The 19935-nt window shown below is 59.4% G+C and carries 11 protein-coding genes and 1 pseudogene; 9 read left to right on the plus strand and 3 right to left on the minus strand.

Annotation, left to right across the window (positions count from 1 at the left end; all coding sequences use genetic code 11):
• Positions 1-265: 265 nt before the first annotated feature.
• Together DSM100688_RS12010 and DSM100688_RS03160 are read left to right on the plus strand one after the other, a co-directional pair.
• The gene (locus DSM100688_RS12010) at positions 266-1618 is read left to right on the plus strand and encodes an S-layer homology domain-containing protein (RefSeq protein ID WP_163146987.1); all 1353 of its coding nucleotides are present in this window, start codon (positions 266-268) and stop codon (positions 1616-1618) included.
• A gap of 332 nt (positions 1619-1950) precedes the next feature.
• Positions 1951-4350 carry an immunoglobulin-like domain-containing protein gene (locus tag DSM100688_RS03160; protein ID WP_163146988.1) on the plus strand — a complete coding sequence of 800 codons (2400 nt, stop codon included), beginning with the start codon at positions 1951-1953 and terminating at the stop codon, positions 4348-4350.
• Positions 4351-4487: 137 nt separating this feature from the next.
• Here the strand turns inward: DSM100688_RS03160 and DSM100688_RS03165 are convergent, their stop codons facing one another.
• Entirely contained in the window at positions 4488-5756 is a 1269-nt protein-coding gene (locus DSM100688_RS03165) for a polysaccharide pyruvyl transferase family protein (RefSeq protein ID WP_152357721.1), read from the minus strand.
• 233 nt (positions 5757-5989) lie between these two features.
• Here DSM100688_RS03165 and DSM100688_RS03170 point away from each other — a divergent pair, with 233 nt between their 5' ends.
• From DSM100688_RS03170 to DSM100688_RS03180, 3 genes are all read left to right on the plus strand, one after another.
• A complete protein-coding gene (locus DSM100688_RS03170) occupies positions 5990-7837 on the plus strand; it encodes a glycosyltransferase (RefSeq protein ID WP_163146989.1) in 1848 nt (615 codons plus the stop codon).
• A 175-nt stretch (positions 7838-8012) separates the two neighbouring features.
• On the plus strand, positions 8013-9383 hold the full coding sequence (locus DSM100688_RS03175; RefSeq protein WP_170286272.1) for an S-layer homology domain-containing protein: 1371 nt from the start codon (positions 8013-8015) through the stop codon (positions 9381-9383).
• Positions 9384-9677: 294 nt separating this feature from the next.
• The gene (locus tag DSM100688_RS03180) at positions 9678-10934 is read left to right on the plus strand and encodes an Ig-like domain-containing protein (protein WP_152357724.1); all 1257 of its coding nucleotides are present in this window, start codon (positions 9678-9680) and stop codon (positions 10932-10934) included.
• A gap of 90 nt (positions 10935-11024) precedes the next feature.
• Here DSM100688_RS03180 and DSM100688_RS03185 read toward each other — a convergent pair whose 3' ends face one another.
• Entirely contained in the window at positions 11025-12590 is a 1566-nt protein-coding gene (locus DSM100688_RS03185; protein WP_163146819.1) for a GH25 family lysozyme, read from the minus strand.
• A gap of 20 nt (positions 12591-12610) precedes the next feature.
• Positions 12611-14389, minus strand: a complete 1779-nt coding sequence (locus tag DSM100688_RS03190) for an S-layer homology domain-containing protein (protein ID WP_163146818.1) — start codon at positions 14387-14389, stop codon at positions 12611-12613.
• Positions 14390-14685: 296 nt separating this feature from the next.
• On the opposite strand from DSM100688_RS03190, the gene DSM100688_RS03195 reads away from it, so the two are divergent.
• From DSM100688_RS03195 to DSM100688_RS12020, 4 genes and pseudogenes are all read left to right on the plus strand, one after another.
• On the plus strand, positions 14686-17043 hold the full coding sequence (locus DSM100688_RS03195) for an S-layer homology domain-containing protein (RefSeq protein WP_163146817.1): 2358 nt from the start codon (positions 14686-14688) through the stop codon (positions 17041-17043).
• A 461-nt stretch (positions 17044-17504) separates the two neighbouring features.
• Positions 17505-17951, plus strand: coding sequence for an RCC1 domain-containing protein (locus DSM100688_RS03200; RefSeq protein ID WP_152357728.1), 447 nt, complete (start codon positions 17505-17507; stop codon positions 17949-17951).
• A 361-nt stretch (positions 17952-18312) separates the two neighbouring features.
• A pseudogene (locus DSM100688_RS12015) lies at positions 18313-18636 on the plus strand (S-layer homology domain-containing protein); the annotation flags it as partial.
• A 213-nt stretch (positions 18637-18849) separates the two neighbouring features.
• Positions 18850-19812, plus strand: a complete 963-nt coding sequence (locus DSM100688_RS12020) for a GmrSD restriction endonuclease domain-containing protein (RefSeq protein WP_239519340.1) — start codon at positions 18850-18852, stop codon at positions 19810-19812.
• The last annotated feature ends 123 nt before the right edge of the window (positions 19813-19935 follow it).

Here is a 19935-nt window from a genome sequence, read left to right on the forward strand (position 1 = left end):
TCACGGCGAATAGCGCCGCTGATATACGATGATGTACCCTCATCACGCTCTCTCCAATCATTCGGTGTCGGCGTACGACGCTGTACGTTCGTCCATAGCTAGTATACGTCGTCGGCATATCGAGGCTCGTCTGCCCGAGTTCCCAATAGAAACACAACACGTACAATGAGACTGCGAGTGATGGTCATGAAGAAAGGTTTGGCTTATGCGTCAGCATCGCAGGATTTCATTGGCATGGCGACGTGCGGCAGATGTGGTTGCGGTCATGGCGTTGTCTCTGACCGGTATGGCGGTGGCTGCTCCGTCCTCGTATGCCGATGGTGCCGATGTGTCATCCGAACAGACGACCCGCGCGAGCGGTGCAACGTACCGCATCAACCGGCAACTGGCTTCCGCCATCGACTATTATCGGGCCAACGTCAAGCAGTACCAATCGATGCTGTATACGCCGAACTTCGCAGAACATCCGGTGCGTACGGCTGTTAATGGTATGTCGGAAACGATATCGTTCCACGATGCGGTCGATTCGACCGATGCCACGGCCGATCGGTACTACACCACGTACACGTACACGCTGAAGCCTGGTCGTACGCTTGCCGTGAGCGTGTCCAACGCCGATGACGATGACTTGGAAAGTTGGCGTATGTTCACCCTCGCTTTGCACCAGTCCGGAGTTCCCGCAGATCGTGCTGATTCGCTGGTCATCCATGATCGTATCGGCGGCGGACGATACTGGGGCACGACGCGATCATTCTCCGGCGGATTCCGATGGGCCTTGGGCAGTCGCAGGCAGTCCGCCGCTGACTGGCTGAAGAACGGCAGCGGCAATGTCCAATATGCTTCGGTCTACAATCGAATCTGCGCGTTGCTGGGGGCGCCGCAGAACGTCGGAGGAGCCGGCTCTGTCGGTACGATCAAGCAGTGGCAGGACTATGAGATGCTGAGCGCCAAGAACTCCACCGATGTTGATCAAACCATTACCGTGTCGGTACTGCCCGGCGTGTTGTCCCGTCCTGGTTCCCGTGACGGCTCGTGGCGTGTGACCTTCACCGAGCGGACGTTCGCCGACGTGACATGGTCCACGCCGCATGTGGATGATATCGAATGGCTGGCGGGCAGCGGCATCAGTTCCGGATACGAGGACGGTACGTTCCATGGCATGACTTCCGTGTACCGGCAGGACATGGCCGCGTTCCTGTACCGTCTGGCGGGTTCGCCGGCGTTCGATGTGTCTCGGGTCGGCAATCCGTTCTCTGATGTAACGCCACAGACCCCGCATTACAAGGAAATCCTGTGGCTTGCCTCGACCGGTATCTCCGCGGGTTGGGATACGCCGCGCGGCAAGGAGTTCCGGGGCATGGCTTCGGTGAAGCGGCAGGATATGGCCGCGTTCCTGCATCGTCTGGCCGATTACCAGAAGGCCGCCCCTGCGCTTGGGACGCCCGTATCGTTTCGTGATGTGACGACGAAAACGCCGCATGCGGCAGATATTGCATGGCTGGCCCGCACGGGCGTCACCGCCGGATGGCCTGATGGCACGTATCGTGGCATGAACGCCGTGGTGCGCCAGGATATGGCTGCGTTCCTGCACCGGATGAAGACGAACGTACTGAAGTAGTGTTTCTCATTGGCATGTACGCAGACATGCCAGCGTGTTTGAACGTCGAGCGCAAGAAATTCGGGAAATGAGCCCATTCGTCCCGAAATTCTTGCGCTTAGATTGACTCAGTGCAAGAAATTCGGGAAAAGTGGCGCATGCTCCCGAATTTCTTGTGCCAGGCTGGGCTGAGTGCAAGAAATTCGGGACGATAAGTTTGTTTTCCCGGGATCCTTGCACTGACGGATGGGGGGCAAAGAATCCATGTTTCGCCGTGTGGACAAGGGGGATGCGCTATGATAGGGGGGGGGTATGGCGATGGCGCCATATATCACAATGGAAAGGAAGATTCCATGCAAAGCATCAAGAAGGCGTTGGGGGCCGCAGCGGCAGTAACCGCATCGGTTGCGATGCTGGCCGGCGGTGCGCCGGTCGCGTTGGCGGCAGATGTAACCGGTGACATTCCCATCGACGAGACCTATTTTCCCGAAGATGGGTTCCGGACATGCATCGAAGAACCGCAAAACGGTGATCCGATTGACGCCGATGAGGACGGCAGGCTGAGCGTCACGGAGCGGAACGCCGTCACGATCATCTCATGCACGTATGCCGAGGGAAACGATCTGTCGCAGGTGCTGCAATGGTTCCCCAATCTGGAGGAGCTTCAGATCCCGCGCCCTTCGGCGATTGACGTATCCCACAATCCGAAGCTCGTATCACTCGAGGTGTCCGGCGTGGCCGGTGTCGGCGGTTTCGACTCAATTGACCTGTCGCATAATCCTCAATTGAAAAAACTAGATCTGAGCGATAACGAGCTGACGACATTGGATGTATCACACAATTCGAAACTCACCGAGATGTATTTGGATGGCAACCAACTGACGTCGCTTGACCTGTCGCATAATCCGGCGTTGGAAACGCTCTGGGTACAGGACAACCAGCTGACGACGCTGAATATGCCGAATAATCCAAAGCTTACCCAGTTGAATGCGGATGGTAATGCGATCACCTCGATTGATGTGACGCATAGTCCCTCCCTTGTCGATATCGATCTGCGTGATAGTCCGCTGACGTCGATTGATGTGTCGAAGAATCCGAAACTGGAGAGCTTGGATTTGAACGCCACCCATCTTACATCCCTGGACGTGTCGAAGAATCCGAAGCTCGCGTTCCTCGATGCAGGCATCAATAAGCTGTCTCAGCTGGACGTGGCCAAGAACACGAAACTTGAATATCTGGACGCTTCCCACAACGAGTTGCAGTCCTTTACCGCGCCGCAAAGTTCCGCGTTCACCACATTGGATGTGTCGGGCAATAAGCTGACGTCGCTTGATGTATCGCGTAGCGCCGCACTGGCACGGCTCAACGCATCTGACAATGCGTTGAGCTCGCTTGACGTATCGCATAATGCCGCGCTGAGATCGCTGTATGTGGCGAACAACAAGTTGCGGTCATTGGATACGACGCGCAATACGAATCTTTACGTGCTCCAGGCGGAGAACAACTCCCTCACGGCGTTGGATCTGTCGAAGAACGAGACTTTGGCTGGCGCTTCGTCTTCGCGCTCGGCCGCCGAGGCATCCGGCGCCTATGTAGATGGCAATCCGCTGGTGGCGTTGAAGCTCCCGACCGCATACCAAGGTGCGCTCGGACAGACCTCCGGAATCAAGCCTGCCGTGTATCAGGCAACGTATGCGGGGTCGACATTCGACCTGTCGTCGGTGGCATCATGGTTCGATGGCGCGAAAGTGAGCGAGGTGAAGGGCGCGACGTTGAACGGCACGAAGCTGACCGGGCTGAGTGGCACGAAGGACGTGACGTATACGTATGCCACGGGTGCCGCCGCAATGCCGTTGAAGGCGCATCTGAAGCTTATCGCCAAGGCTGTGCCGGATACGACGGCGCCGGTGTTGTCTGGTGTCGACGACGTGTCGGTGGAGTATGGGGCCAAGTTTGATCCGAGGGCCGGCGTGAGTGCGCGTGATGCGGTGGATGGTGATGTGACGTCTCGGATCGTGGTGTCGGGTTCGGTGGATACGTCGAAGTCTGGCTCGTACACGCTCACGTATGTGGTGTCCGACAAGGCGGGCAACAAGGCGACTGTCAGGAGGAAGGTCACGGTCAAGGCGCAGCCGTCGAAGCCGTCTGAGCCTTCGGCGAAGGTCTCGTTTGAGGATGTGTCCGCGTCGACGCCGCATGCCGATGATATCAAGTGGTTGGCTTCGGCGGGTATTTCGACTGGTTGGAAGCGTGCTGACGGCTCGTTTGAGTTCCGTGGTATGAGTTCGGTGAAGCGTCAGGATATGGCCGCGTTCCTGTATCGTCTGGCCGGTTCTCCGTCGTTTGACGAGTCGAAGGTGAGGAATCCGTTTAAGGATGTCACGTCGAAGACGCCGCATTACAAGGAGATCATGTGGCTGTATTCGACCGGTATCTCGACCGGTTGGAGGCTGTCTGATGGCTCGTTTGAGTTCCGTGGGATGAATAGTGTGGTGCGTCAGGATATGGCCGCGTTCCTGCGTCGTCTCGCGGATTATGAGAAGGCGAAGCCGACTCTGGGCAAGGGCGTCTCGTTCAAGGACGTGACGTCGTCTACTCCTCATTCCGCGGATATCGCGTGGCTTGCGAGGACGGGCGTGACGACGGGCTGGAAGGAGTCTGATGGTTCGACGACGTTCCGTGGCATGAGTTCGGTGAAGCGTCAGGATATGGCTGCGTTCCTGCATCGTATGAAGCTGAACGTGCTTAAGTAGCAGTGTTCGCTGTCTTGGCGTGATGTTGGGGGCTGGTTTTCGGAGATGATTCCGGAAACCAGCCCCCAACGCGTCTTCGTCGAGAATGCAACGAATATTCCGCTTTGCACCTCGCTGTAGATATGCCAGACCGCGTGTTATCCGTTGTACAGTGCGTCGACGGTAGTACGGATCTGATCACGGTAGGTGAACCGACGCGTAGGATCGGCAAATCCGGTACCCGGTTCGGGGGCGGGCTGGCCGAGCGGCGCGGCGGTCCAATGCGACCCCATGCGCAGCACGGCATGATGCTTGACGCTGTAATACTGCGGGTCCACGGCGATATATGAACCGGAACAGCCGATCGCCGCCGCAAGCAGATGCGGATGATAGCGTGTCGACAGCCAACGCTGGCCGGTGCGGGCCGGGAATCCACGCTCGAGAATCTCCGCGACCGGATAGAACCGCACGTTGTCGTATCCATGAGCCAGCAGATAGTCGTAGATCGGCCGGTCGATCACCGGATTGCATTCCGCAACGCCGATCGGATCGTGCACGCCGACATTCCAGCGGTCAAGCACCGCAATAACGTGCGCGTGCAACGCCTCCGTGTCACCAATAAAATCGGACTGAATACACAGCATCGTATCCGGCAGCCCCTCGGCCGGCATGTAACAGTCCTCAAGTCCGTTCACAAAACAGTCGTCGGGTGCAAGCTTCGCGATCGGCGCAGCCGCACTATCGCCGCCGTCGTTCAGTGCGGCCAGCGTACTTTCATCCCGCACGGTGAACCGGTCGAAATCGGCGACCGCGTTACGCGCGAACGTCAGAGAATCGCCGGAAATCGGCATCAATCCCACCCCGGTGCCGACCACCGGAATGCCATGCCGGCGTGCCCACGGGCCAATCGCCAGACGTGACAGATTGCACGTCCAGTCGCCACGCATATACCCGCCGCCCAGCATATGAATCGATCGCACATCCCGCTGCAATACGCGGATGCCGGCCGCATACTGCGCTGCACGGCCCTCATCGTCAAGAGCCTCGGCGACGAACCGTGCGATGTCGTCGATCGGTCCGTCGTAGGGGAACGGATTCTCGGTGCCAAGCCGGCGCATCGTATCAGTGAACTCAACATGCGGATGCACGCCACGCAGAATCATCGCAGCCGGGCCGGGCCGCGCACAATCGACGATCACCTCGCGATCAGGGCATCGTGAGGCCAGATACCGCAACCATTCCCGAGCAATCAGCTCGTCTCCGAAATTCGGGTACCCGGGTTCCGCGATCAGATACAGCGCCTTGCGCTTCCTCTCGGTGCCGGCACTGCCGCCGGCGCTCGCCGCCGCGGTATGGTCCGGCAAGCCGGCCGGCGCACGCCCGAATGCCCGTTTGGTGACGTCCTTCAGCTTCGTTGCGAATCCCATGCCGTTCCTTCTGTTCGCGGTCTATGTCGGTGATACGGACAATGATAGTGACAACTGCCCTACACAACGACACTCACCATGGAGGTGTACCGGTGTTCGTCGATCTGACGCGTCCTGTTCTGGAATCCACCACTTCCTCCTGCGCCATCAGTGGGCTGTATGTCAGATCTCCGTTTTTCAGCGGTGTTGGCCGTGGCCCGTTTAGCATTGGTGCCTATGGGTTTGCTGATTTCATGACGTGTTTCGGATCGTTCTCGCTGGCCAAATGGCGGCTGTATACCGGGCGGCCCGATCTTACGCCCACGCTGGTGTTTGAGACCAGCGCTCCGGTGGACGTGACGCTTACCGAAATGGCGTACCACCGTGTGGAAAAGCATGCGATAGGTCCGGTCGACGTTGAACCGGAACGTACCGCCGACGGCTGGCTGCGGTATGTGATCGACTATCCGTCCGGTCTGGATGCGCAGGTTGTCGCGTTCACCATCGTCGCCGGTGATCAGACGGTCACGATCCGCAACGTGAGTTATGGCGTCGATTCGGCCGATCTGCCGGCTCCGCGCGATGTGCGTATCAACATCGTCACGACCACGTTCCGCAAGGAGCGTCAGGTTACCGGCAACATCGAAACGTTGCGCTCGCAGTTGCTTGAAGTTGCGCAGTGGCATGACCATTTCCGGCTGACCGTGGTCGACAACGGTCGTACGCTGCCGGATTCCGTGAACGATGAGACGGCTGGTATTACGGTGATTCCGAACGGCAACGTGGGCGGTGCCGGCGGTTTTGCTGCGGGTATGCTGCATGCGATGGACGCCGGCTGGGCCACGCATGTGCTCATGATGGACGACGACGTGACTGTCTGCCCGGAATCGTTCAAGCGCACGGTGCGGTTGCTTACGTATGCATCGGACGAGTATGCGGAGGCGATCATCGCCGGCGCGATGATGTCGAACGCGAACTATGAGCTGCAGCAGGAGGACTTGGGCGTGATTCAGCCTGAACGGTACCTGCAGCCGTTGAAGCCTCGACTGTTGATGGATCGCGAGTATGACATCACGATCAACGAGGAGATCATGCCCTCGCGGAACATGGTCGGCGTGTACTCGGCGTGGTGGTATTCGTGCGTGCCGATGACGAAAATCCGCGCCAACGGACTGCCGATCCCGCTGTTCTATCGCCGCGACGACGTGGAATACGGCACGCGTCTGCAGGAACACGGCACCATGCGGTTCATGACGCTGAATGGCATCTGCGTGTGGCACGATACGTTCGACCTCAGGTGGAACCAGGCTGTGGAAGTGTATCTGTCGAACCGCAATCTGCTGATCCAACAGGCGTTCACGCCCGATCCGCTCAACGACATCAACGCGACGGTATCGTATCTGCAGAGCCTGTTCGACAACGAGAAGCATCGGTTTGGCTACGTTGCGATGGAACTGCTGTGCGACGCGATCGACGACTACCTGCGCGGTCCCGAATACTATGAGCATCCGGTGGGGGAACGGCTGTTCATGGGCGAGGCGGCGAAGGCCGAACGGTTGCGGCCGCTGAGCGAGCTGGAAGGCGCGCCCGACCATGTGAACATGCGCGTGGTGGAGGATGCTGCGAACGATCGCAACGTGCCGTTCGAGCCGCCGGTCGAGGCTCCGGTTGCGGCTGTTGGTGCGGCTGCACCGGTGAGCTTGCCGCGGCGGGCGGTCCGCAAGTTGCGTCGGGTGGCTTTGCGTCTGGCTGGACGGCCCATAGCTCCGACGGTCGCTCCGGTTCCGGCTCCGGTTTCCGAACCGTTGGATGATGCGTTGGGCATCATCCCGATTGACGGCCTGTGCACGCCGTGGCGCGTGATGCACCGCAAACGCCGGATTCTGGCCGTGAATCCGGCCGGCACGATGGGCGTGATCCGCGAACGTGACGATGCCCGGGCCGCCGAACTGACGGCCCGATTTGATGCGCTGATCGCGAAGCTGCGCGCCGACGGTGCGGATGGCGGCGTGGCCGCACGGTACCGTGCCGCCCGCTCGGCTATGACGACGCCTGAATTCTGGCGGGCGTATCTGGCCGAGGCGTTGAAAGAGAGTCTCTGACTGGTCTTTGATCAGCGCTGTGCTGGGACTTGTTTGTCTTGGCTTCCCTTTGTCGGGGGGAGTCATCGCGTGGCGATTGAGAGCAGCCAGAGTCCACTCACAAGCTGTTTACCTTACGGGGGTATACTGAGGCCGGTTTTGCATTCAGGAGAAAGGACTCGATATGCAAAGCGGTATGAAGAAGGGAATCGGGGCCATTGGTGCGTTGGTCTGCTCATTGGCCATGATGATGGGCACGACCGGTACCGCTATGGCGGAATACCACGAATACCCAACGAATCAGAAGAAAACCGATCTGATTTCCGGCAGTACGATATCGAACATCACCAAGGATAGTGCCACGGTGTCGTTCAAGTACAACATCGATTCGTCGCTGAAGAACCAGATCGAGGAGATCTGCGCGGAAACCGTGGTCTCGCGCACGCTCAGCGTGGACAAGATCAAGGGCACGATCGGTATCGCCGGCATGGGAAGCGCGAAAACTCACTGCACGCCGTACACGACGGGCTATACGTCGTCCGGTCAAAACCTGAAGGTCGCCAATAACGACACATCAGCGCAGGGCGTCGCCACGCGGCAGAAGATCGCGGCTGTCCACACTGTTTCGGCAGTCACCATTACTGCCGATGGCAAGAACACCTTGGTTGATAACGGTGCGACGTACACTGATCTGGCGTGGCAGCGTCAGGATCTGTTCTCGGTTGACAAGGACTTGGGCGGCAAGATGTCGGGTACGCTCAGCATCGATTACACGTCGCTGTTCCGGTCCGGTACGAAGTACGGCAACTGGGGCGAAGACTGGTGGGACAAGGTGATGAATGACCCGAACGTCACCCATGCCGATGATCCTTACGCTTACCAGTACATCGATTTCAATGTGTGGCTTGCCGACGGCACGCTGCTGTATGATCGCGAGAACTTACCGACGTTCACGACGAAGTCCGATCAGCAGCCGGTGTCGTTTAGGGATGTGGATGCTAAGACGCCGCATGTGGATGATATCGAGTGGCTTGCCTCCGCGGGTATCTCGACCGGTTGGAGGGAGGCCGATGGCTCTGCCACGTTCCGTGGGATGAGCAGTGTGAAGCGTCAGGATATGGCGGCGTTCCTGTATCGTCTGGCCGGCAGCCCCGCGTTCGACGAGTCGAAGGCGGGGAACCCGTTCCGTGACGTCACGTCGAGGACGCCGCATTACAAGGAGATCCTGTGGCTCGCGTCGACGGGCGTGACGACCGGCTGGACGGAGAGGGACGGTTCGAGGACGTTCCGCGGGATGAACAGCGTGGTGCGCCAGGACATGGCCGCGTTCCTGCGTCGTCTGGCCGATTATGAGAAGGCCAGCCCGGCGCTGGGTGCAGACGTCGCGTTCGGGGACGTGTCCGCTTCCACTCCGCATAGCGCTGACATCGCGTGGCTGGCGAAGACGGGCGTGACGACGGGCTGGACGGAGAGGGACGGTTCGAGGACGTATCGTGGCATGAGGCCGGTGGTGCGCCAGGACATGGCCGCCTTCCTGCACAGAATGAACACCAACGTACTCAAGTAGTGCTCAAGCAGTACGGATTCTCTGGGCGAAGATAATGAATCGGCTCTCGATGACATGCTATCGAGGGCCGATTCTCATATGTTGGCGTATGCGCGTACTCGCCCATATCTCAACAGCACGCGACGAAACGTTCATTGCATCGTCGCGCATCATTGGTCACAATGATCAGCGACAAGTAATAATCGCGCTAATGCAACAACGCGTAACTATAGTGGGAATGACGCTGTCGTGACCAGTCTCCTTGGCGGAACGACCGATGGTTGCGGCAACAATCGACTAAGGAGCGAAGAAATCATGGACAAGCACACATTGATGCGGCGTCTGGCTCAGGGGACGGGAGCGATCACAGCGGTCGTCTGCCTAGCGGCTCCGCTGTCTGCAGTCGCGGCCGAACCGACGATCTCTTCGACGGACATCACCGTCGATACCGACACGTCGATCACGGTGAACGGCAAGCCGGTCGACGATCTACTGAACTACGCCGTCACCGTCACCTATGACGGCAACGGCGCAACCGGCGGTTCCACCGCCGACACCACCGGCAAGGCCGGCGACACCCTGCGCGTGGCCAACAACGGATTCACCCGCGACGGATATACGTTCACGTCATGGAATACTCTGTCGAACGGCACCGGCATCACATTGCTGCCCAACGCGGTGATCCCCAAGCAGCTGTTGCCTACGGTGAAGCTGTATGCGCAGTGGAAGCAGAACCCGGACATCGAAATCCCGGCCGTACCGCAATCCGTGGATGACGTGAGTGTCGAAACCTTCGCCGGCACCGCTCCGGACCTGCCGTCCACGGTGACTGTACGCTACAGCGACAACACCACCAAGCAGCTTCCGGTCACCTGGGACAGCAACCGCGACTGGACCACGACACGTCCGTCGTCGATCGGCATCACGCTGGTCGGCGCGGTCGACGTGAGCGGTGTGAAACTGCTGGCCACGGCCACGGTGACCGTGAAGGCGCCGTTCACTGATGTGAACCGTCTCACGCCGCACGACACCGACATCTATTGGCTGTCCGGGCAGAGCATCGCGAGGGGCTACACGGATGGAACCTTCCGCGGCATGACGCCTGTCTACCGTCAGGATATGGCTGCGTTCCTGTATCGTCTGGCCGGCTCCCCGTCGTTCGACGCCAGCAAGGCGAAGAACCCATTCTCCGACGTCACCTCGGCGACGCCTCACTACAAGGAGATCCTGTGGCTGGCCTCGACCGGCATCACCACCGGTTGGGCCGAGCAGGACGGCACAGTGACCTTCCGCGGCATGAAGCCCGTCGTCCGTCAGGATATGGCTGCGTTCCTGCGCCGCTTCGCTGTGTATCAGGGTAACGCTGCAGCGGGTACGTACACGGCCTCCGACGCGGACAAGGGGCAGTTCGTGGATGTGACCGACGATACACCGCATGCGCAGGACATCTGGTGGCTGGCCGGCACCAAGGTCGCGACCGGATACACCAACCACACATATCGCGGCATGAATAACGTCGTCCGTCAGGATATGGCTGCGTTCCTGCACCGTATGAAGACCAACGTCAAGTGACCGCGACGCACGGACGGCAGTACGTGGAATGACAATGGGGCTCTCCTGTCAGGAGAGCCCCATTGTCGTCATCGGCACAATGTCACGACATCACGCGCCGAGATAATCCTTAAGCCGATGCAGGAACGCCGCCATATCCTGCCTCACCACGGTCTGCATGCCGCGGAACGTGGTGGAGCCGTTCGACTCCGTCCACCCCTGTGCGACGCCGCGTGAAGCCAGCCACAGCACCTCCCGATGATGCGGGGTCTTGTCGGTGACATCGGCGAACATGCTGGAGCCGTAAGGCTGCCACTTGGCTGCGGACGTATCGCCCATGTGGCTGGCAAGACGGTTCAGGAACGCCGCCATATCCTGCCTCACCACCACGCGCCCGCCGCGGAACTCCTTGCCATGCGCGGTATCCCAGCCGGTCGAGATGCCGGTCGAGGCCAGCCACAGGATCTCCTTGTAGTGCGGGGTCTTCGTGGTGACGTCGACGAACGGGTTCTTCGCCTTGCTGGCATCGAACGCGGGGGAGCCGGCCAGACGATACAGGAACGCCGCCATATCCTGTCTCACCACACCGTGCATGCCGCGGAACGTTACGGTGCCGTCGGATCCTTTCCAGCCGGTCGAGATGCCGGTCGAAGACAGCCAGACGATGTCCTGCGCGTGCGGCGTGCTCACGTTCACATCACGGAAGCCGCCAAGCGGCAGCAGACGTGCGTCGAACGCGCTGAGATCAATGGTGCCGGAGACGCCGCTGACTGTTCCCTGTGACGTGTATTGCCAGTTGAACACGCGTTTGTCCGCCGCGCTCGCCGTCGCATTGTTGCCGGTGAACGCCAGCTGTGCGCCGTATTGCGCCACCCAGGTGGTCTTCGCCCAGAGTGTGTGCGAGGCGAGCTGCTTGTTCAGATAGTTCGTGAAACTGTAGATGGACGTGTGGGTGTATCCGCGTTTGGCCATCGCCGAATCGAACGCATTGACGATCTTCTCGTATGCGGCGGGGGCACTCGGCCGCTTATCGGTGTAGCCGGTCCACGTCCAGTCCTCGAGGTCATAGTACGCCGGCAGAATGAGCTCGCCGTTGGTGACATGGTATTTGGACAGCAGGTCGGCCAAACTGCGGCCTTCCTGATAGGCGAATGTGGCGTCGTACGCGTAGCTGTACCAGTACACGCCGAACGGGATGTGGTATTTGCGCACGGCGGCGAGATTTGCAACGAACGCCTTGTCCACGTTGTCGATGCCGTAACCGGCGCGCAGCACCACGGCGTCCACGTCGGACGCGGCGACTTTCGCCCAGTTGATTGATGTATTGTGCTCCGATACGTCGATCACCTTGATGGCGGGGGAGAGATAGGTGCGTCCGGTGCCGTCGTGGAACGTTTTCTTGCCGTTCGACGTGCTCCAGTACGGTTTCCTGTCGGCGGCGGACCGTGCGTATGGCGAAGCGTCAGTGGCTTCGGCTTCCGCTTCGCTGCCGCCGCTCCACATATGCTGCGGATTGGGCATGGCCGTCTGATCGACGTTGACGATAGGCTGATCGGTGTCGATCGTTGTGTCCGTCGCCGTGTCGGCCACGGCATGCGGGGTCAACAGTGTCAACGCTAGCAGTGGGGCCGCGATGACGGCGGTCGCCCTACATGACTTGGTTGCATGAGATGCCATGAAAAAGACGCTCCTTGTGGTCATGATTTGTTTGACAGACGGTGGAGGAACGCTGCCATATCTTGACGGACGACCGGCTTCATGCCGCGATAGGTGTATGAGCCGTCCCGTTCACGCCATCCGGTGGAAATGCCGGTGGTCGCCAGCCAGACGATGTCGTCGGCATGGGGCGTGCGGGCGTCGACATCGCTGAAATCGCGTTGCATGCCCGTATTGAGCTGTTTCACATGCTCCGGATACTTCTGGTAGAACCGGTGGAGGAACGCGGCCATGTCCTGACGCGTCACCGCGTTCATGCCGCGGAATGTCTTGGAACCGTCTCTCTCCGTCCAGCCGGTCGTTATGCCGGTCGAGGCCAGCCATAGGATCTCCTTGTAGTGCGGAGTCTTCGAGGTCACGTCACGGAACGGGTTTCGGGTCTTCGACACGTCGAACGACGGCGAGCCGGCGAGCCGGTACAGGAACGCGGCCATATCCTGCCGGACGATGCTGTTCATGCCACGGAACGAGCCGTCCGAGAATCCGGTGGTGATGCCTGTATCGGAAAGCCACGTGATGTCGTCGACGTGAGCGGTCTTGGAGTTCACATCCCAATAGTCGTAGAGCTTCTGTGTGGAGGACCATCCGACTCGCGCGCGCTGTTGCCAGATGATCTTCTTGGCGGTCGGATCGGTCACCGTGATGACGGTGCCATGGCGGGGGCCGTCGCCTTCCGCATTGTGCTTCGCATTATTGGTCAGGCGCCTGCCGGTATGGTCGTATGCGTCGAGCAGGCGAGCGGATGACCATCCGGATTCCAGTCTGGCGGACGACTGGCTCCAGGTACCGGTCGCATAATACGGCTGGCGGATATGATCATCGGGCGTCCATGTGGAGAGCTCATCGGTGAACATAAGATAGCGGCCGTTGAACTTGGTCAGTGACGGTGCCTCATGACCGGTGATCACGTTGCTGTTGACCGCAGTCCAGCGCGGCTGGACGAGATCCGCCGGGGTCTTCCAGATCTCATTGGTCACGCCGTTGCGCTTGATGGTCAGATATGCGGTATCGTTCTCGAAGTACCAGGAGCCGTCGATACGGTTGGTGGAGCCGGTGGGCAGATTGATCTTGCGGGCGCGCTGCACACTGACGGAGAAGTCGTTGCGCTTCGCGTTGACGGACGGATCATTGGTGGCCGCCAACGAATCGATGACCGTCATGTACGGGTACATCGTGTCCTTTTCCGGCTGCGCATGGAAGCCGCCGTACCGGCCCAGCGAAGCGACCACCGCGATCTTGCCGTTCGGCATCACCGCCCAGTCCGCGGCGACGGCGTCGAACTGATTACCGTTGCCGTTGGACACCGTATCGTTCGGTACCTGCACCTTGATCGGCTTCTGATCGGACCAATGCACCAGATCCTTGGAGTTCGACATCACGAGGCGGAGCGTGTGGTCGTTGCCGGAGTTCGATTCGTTCGCCAGCATCCAAAAATAGCCATCATGCCAGATGATCGACGGGCAGACAAACGAATACAGGTTCCACGTGCGACCGTCCTGCTTCGACCCGACGGCCGCGTTGGATGAAGCGTCGTTCGGCGTCAGGTCGGTGAACGCCTGGCTGATCTTTTCGAAATGCACGCCGTCGGTCGACATGTAGAAGGTGTCGGTCGCGTCCTTCGAGCTGTTGGTGAACACGCCGAGCATGACATCGGGGTACTCTTCGGCGGCGCTCGCCGTCGCGGCTGGTGCGATCATGGCCGCCATCGTTGCGACGACCGCGCACATGTGGCCGATCGTGGTTTTCGACAAGGTTCTCATGGGATTCCTTCTCTTCATCGTTCTGCGTTTCCCAGTATAGGGGTGGCGCTGGTTGGACAGGATGACTCCGTCCGTTGTGGGGACTCGCCGATATACGGTTCATGGTTGTATGGGATTTGCGGAATGGGGGTATCGTTGGTGTTTGAGGGGGTTGTGTGTTGCCCTCTTGTGAGGAGATGTGCGGCGCGGGTCCGTTGCGGATGCCGTCGGCAGGAGGGACGTATGTGTGTCTCGGGTTTCCCGCGGGCGGCGGCGGTGCGGTGTTGCGTCGTGCGTCGTGTGGAAAGGTCAAGGTTATGGCTCGAAAGGGATGGCGTCGCATTGTAGGCGCCGTGGCGTCGGTGTCGGCGCTGGCTTCGCTGGCCGCGGTTGCCCCGTCCGCATTGGCGGATGAGACTGGTGCGGTGTCGGGCGTCGGTTCGTTCGACGGCGCGGTCGCTCAGTCGCCGACGATGTCGCAGGCGCAGCAGCAGACAGACGCGGCGCGTAAGGCGCTCAAGGAGAAGAACGACAAGCTGCAGGCGGAATACGACGCGCGGCAACAGTCCCAGCCGGATACCGGGGCTCGCGAGGCGTCGCAGGTCAACTACGGCAAGCCTTCTGGCCCGGTGTACATTGGCCTGTCAACGAGCCGGTGGGATGAGAAGACACAGCAGGATGTCTCCTTGTGGAAGCCCGGCGACAACAGTATGGTCCCGTATATCAACGTAACCGTCAAGGGGTTGGAATCGGGCGTGGAGTACTGCACGGATCTGAGCCAGTACAACTATGACGGCGTGGGCTATTCCGATGGCTACAGCAACGCGTGTGCGAAGGCGTCCGGTTCCACGGCGACGTTCAAGATCTATCTGTCCGAGGTGCATGCCGAAAGCGAGGGGTTCTCCGGCAAATACAAGACCGATCCGGTCCGCCTGTACGCTCATGTGGCGAAGCGGAGTGACATCGTACGCGGCGAATACTCCGAGAGCACGAGTGACAAGTTGGTCGTCAGTGACAAGACCGGCGTGTTGGTGAACTTCAAGAAACTGTCCGACGTTGTCTCGATCTCGAACCTGAGGGTCGAGGACATCGGCGCGCAGACGGTAGGCCTGAAGTACGATTACAAGCTTGATGCCGCACTGAAGGACAAGGTGGCGCAGATCTGCCTGACCACCGAAGTCTATCGCGGCTACAGCTTGGATGTCGTCAAGAACGCTCAGACCAATGGTACGGGCACGGCTTGGGGCGCTCCCGAATATTGCGGAGGCAGCGATGTCGTGTCCGACAACGACACCTCTGCCGATGCCGACGCCAAGCGTGAGGATCTGCACAAGATTCGTACGGGAACCTGGAGCGGCACGGTCAACGGTAAGGCTGCCACCATCGCGACCTATACGTATCAATCCTGGACCCGCTTCAACACCCATGATCTGTCCGAACTGGGAGGCAAGCTGTCTGGCACCGTCGATGATGCAACGGTGACGATGCTGAATCCGAGCACCAAGTACGGCAACTGGGGTGGCAGCAATGCCTATGCCGTGATCCAAGATATGATCAAGAAGAAGGAGACCCATCGTACTGACCCGTGGTCGAGCCTGCAGACGTACCTGCAGGTGAAGTTCACGGACGGAACCTTCTTCGGTACCAACGGATCCGGATGGTGGGGATATGACGACGACGCGGCGTATAAGAAGCAGAGCGTTCCTGAGTTCACGACGAAGTCGTTGGCCGCATCCGCTGAATCGTCGCTGACCGCGGGCAATGCGAACAACGTGAACGGCTCGAATGGCGGCGTTGCCACGGCGAAGTCGAAGTACCGCATCTATATCGACAACCTGTCGAAGGAATGCAAGGCCCTGGCCAACAAGGGCGAATCGATGTGCTCGTGGGCGGCGTACATCTATTCGTCGCCGACGCGTCTGTCGACCCCGGACGGCCAGAACGCCCTAGTGCGCAAGGAACCGCAGTCGGGCCGTTACTACGTGGACGTGAACACGCCGGCGGGCTATCAGGGCACGCACAAGATCGCGTTGTTCAACCAGGACGCCAAACTGCAGGGCTGGACGAGCGTGCGCTTCCCGGTCTCGAAGTTCGACGACGTGACGTCGAAGACGCCGCACGCTGCGGATATCCAGTGGCTCGCCGGCACGGCGATCACCGAAGGTTGGAAGAACAAGAAGGGCGGTTTCGACTACCGCGGCATGAACTCCGTGACGCGTCAGGATATGGCGGCGTTCCTGTATCGTCTGGCCGGCTCGCCGTCGTTCGATGTGAGCAAGGCGGGGAACCCGTTCCGTGACGTCACGTCGAGGACGCCGCATTACAAGGAGATCCTGTGGCTCGCGTCGACGGGCGTGACGACCGGCTGGGCGGAGAGGGACGGTTCGAGGACGTTCCGCGGGATGAACAGCGTGGTGCGCCAGGACATGGCGGCGTTCCTGCGTCGTCTGGCCGATTATGAGAAGGCCAGCCCGGCGCTGGGTGCAGACGTCGCGTTCGGGGACGTGTCCGCTTCCACTCCGCATAGCGCGGACATCGCGTGGCTGGCGAAGACGGGCGTGACGACGGGCTGGACGGAGAGGGACGGTTCGAGGACGTATCGTGGCATGAGGCCGGTGGTGCGTCAGGACATGGCCGCCTTCCTGCACAGAATGAACGCCAACGTCCTCAAGTAGTTACGTGCTAGGCGGTGCGTAGCCGCATAGCACATAACGGTCCGGGATGCGCCCGGGTCTCATGATCATGGCTCCTCATCTCGATCGACATTCGAGGTGAGGAGCCATGATCATATCAGCACACAAATCCCAGCCATCCGAGATTGCGGGCCATCCACTCCCGCATTTCTTCAACGGGCACTCAGTCGTTTTCGAGTCTTAATTGGCTGTGGGCTCGTTGAGAAGAAGTGAACTCCGTGATTAATTCTTCTGTGTTCTTCCACGCGCTGGCTGCATAACTTCAACGGACATGCAGTCGATTTCATGCCCTAATCGGCTGTATGTCCGTTGAAGGACGGTTCTTTGAACGACTGAACGATTAGTTTCACTGGAAAATAACGGATTCTGCGTATGAGAACAAACTATGGGATTTGCGCAGTTGCTGTATTTGACAGGGATTTAGGGGGATCACGGTAAAAGACATGCCGGCAGTACTGAAGTCCCAAGTACGCGAAGCGGGTTATTCTTGGGCAATTACTAAAGATGGTAGTCTGTGGACATGGGGGTTTAATAATTCCGGTCAAGTCGGTGATGGTACGACCAAGAGCCGTTTGACTCCGTATAGGGTGCCGGGTCTCACCAATGTAAAGGCAGCCGGCGATGGTTGGGCGATTACCGGTGACGGCAGTCTGTGGACGTGGGGATTCAACTCAGATGGTTCGGTTGGTGATGGTACGACCAAGGATCGTCTGACTCCGTATAAGGTGCCCGGTTTGACCAATGTGAAGACGATCTTTATGGATGGATGGACCTCATATGCGCTGACTGGTGACGGCAGTATGTGGGCATGGGGAGGCAACGATTGTGGCCAAGTCGGAGACGGCACGACTACAAGTTGTCTGACTCCGTACAAGCTGCAATTCAAGTAGCCTCTGTACTTGTGCGGCATCCAAAAGTCAATAAGGCGTTGAATCCCGCTCTGAAGAGGGAACGAAACGGGGTTCAACGCCATATTGCTGTGGATTCCAACGCTTCTGTGGGAATGCGATAATCCCCAACGGGCATACGGCCGGTTACATTGCGTAATCGGCCATATGCCCGTTAGAGAGGTGTGACGGTGATCGTGTCATGCCTCGGTGTACGGTTCGTGCGTGGTCGGTGTACGCTATGCTGTGGCCGATAGTGCCAGAGTATGAGATGAATGATGGTTCTGGGAGAGGGATCATGAACAAGCGTATCGCCAGTATCGCAATCGCAGCATTGTCGGTGATGTCGATGAGCATCGTCGCAATGCCTGCGTCAGCAGCGCAGACGTCATTGCATGACATCAATAACGGCACCCCACATTACGAGGACGTGCGTTGGCTCGTTGAGTCGGGCATCAGCACCGGATGGAACGACGGCACGTTCCGCGGCATGAATTCAGTGACCCGTCAGGATATGGCCGCGTTCCTGCACCGTCTGGCTGGCAGTCCGAATGTTTCCGGTACTAACCCGTTCAAGGATGTCACTTCGGCAACCCCGCATTACGCGGATATCATCTGGCTGGCGTCCACCGGCATTTCGACCGGTTGGTCGGACGGCACGTTCCGCGGCATGAAGCCGGTGACCCGTCAGGATATGGCCGCGTTCCTGCACCGATTCGCCGCCCAGTATCCCAGCAAGACGAAACTTGTCGCAAACACCGCTGTTTCATTCGCCGACGTGACTGATGCGACCCCGCACGCCGCAGACATCCGTTGGCTGGCATCCACTGGAGTGACTACTGGCTGGAAGAAGAACGGCCGTACAGAATATCGCGGTATGAACAACGTCGTGCGTCAGGATATGGCGGCGTTCCTGCACCGTATGACTGGTGCCGTCGATGGTATGAACGCTACGACCGCGCTTGCGACGCTGCCGGTCAAGGGACGCGCTCCGAAGACTGGATACTCCCGTGACCAGTTCGGTGCGGCGTGGGCCGACGTCGATCACAACGGATGCGATACGCGCAACGACATACTCGCCCGTGATCTGACCGGCAAGACCTTTAAGGAGAACACCAACAACTGTGTGGTCGCTTCGGGTACGTTGCGCGACCCCTACACCGGCAAAACCATTGCGTTCCAGCGAGGGCAGATCACGTCCACCGCGGTGCAGATCGACCATGTTGTCGCATTGTCGGATGCATGGCAGACCGGCGCGCAGCAGCTTCCGGCCGACCGTCGTCGCGAACTCGCCAATGACCCGTATAACCTGCTTGCGGTGGACGGTCCGGCCAACCAACAGAAGTCGGACGGCGATGCCGCCACATGGCTTCCGGGCAACAAGTCCTTCCGGTGCGAGTACGTCGCACGTCAGATCGGCGTGAAGTCCAAATACTCCCTGTGGATAACGCAGGCGGAACATGATGCGATGGCCGGCGTGCTGTCATCCTGCCCGTCGCAGACCGTACCGGATAACGGGGGAGTCAAAGCCAATCAAAGCTCGGCCCAAACCTCAACCGATCCGGTGACTAAGCCACAGTCGAAGCCGACGACCAAGCCGTCGAAACCTACGACGAAACCATCCAAGCCGTCCAAGCCGAGCAAGCCTACGACTAAGCCGAGTAAGCCGTCTAAACCGACAACGAAACCGTCCAAGCCTACGACGAAGCCCTCGAAACCAACAACGAAGCCGTCCAAGCCGAGCACGGTGTATTACAAGAATTGTGCTGCAGTACGGGCCGCAGGTAAGGCGCCATTGTATCGTGGCCAGCCCGGTTATCGCCCCGCGCTCGACCGCGACAAGGATGGCATTGCCTGCGAATAGCTCCATCGGCCATGCATTACGGAGCGTAGGTATTGGAAAGGGCTGCCTTGTTGTGGCGGTCGGACCCATGACCAGTGAAACCGCTGCGTGCGTGCGGATCATTTTCTGATCGTGAACGGCCGC

It is taken from the genome of Bifidobacterium ramosum (assembly GCF_009299505.1).
Lineage (GTDB): Bacteria > Actinomycetota > Actinomycetes > Actinomycetales > Bifidobacteriaceae > Bifidobacterium > Bifidobacterium ramosum.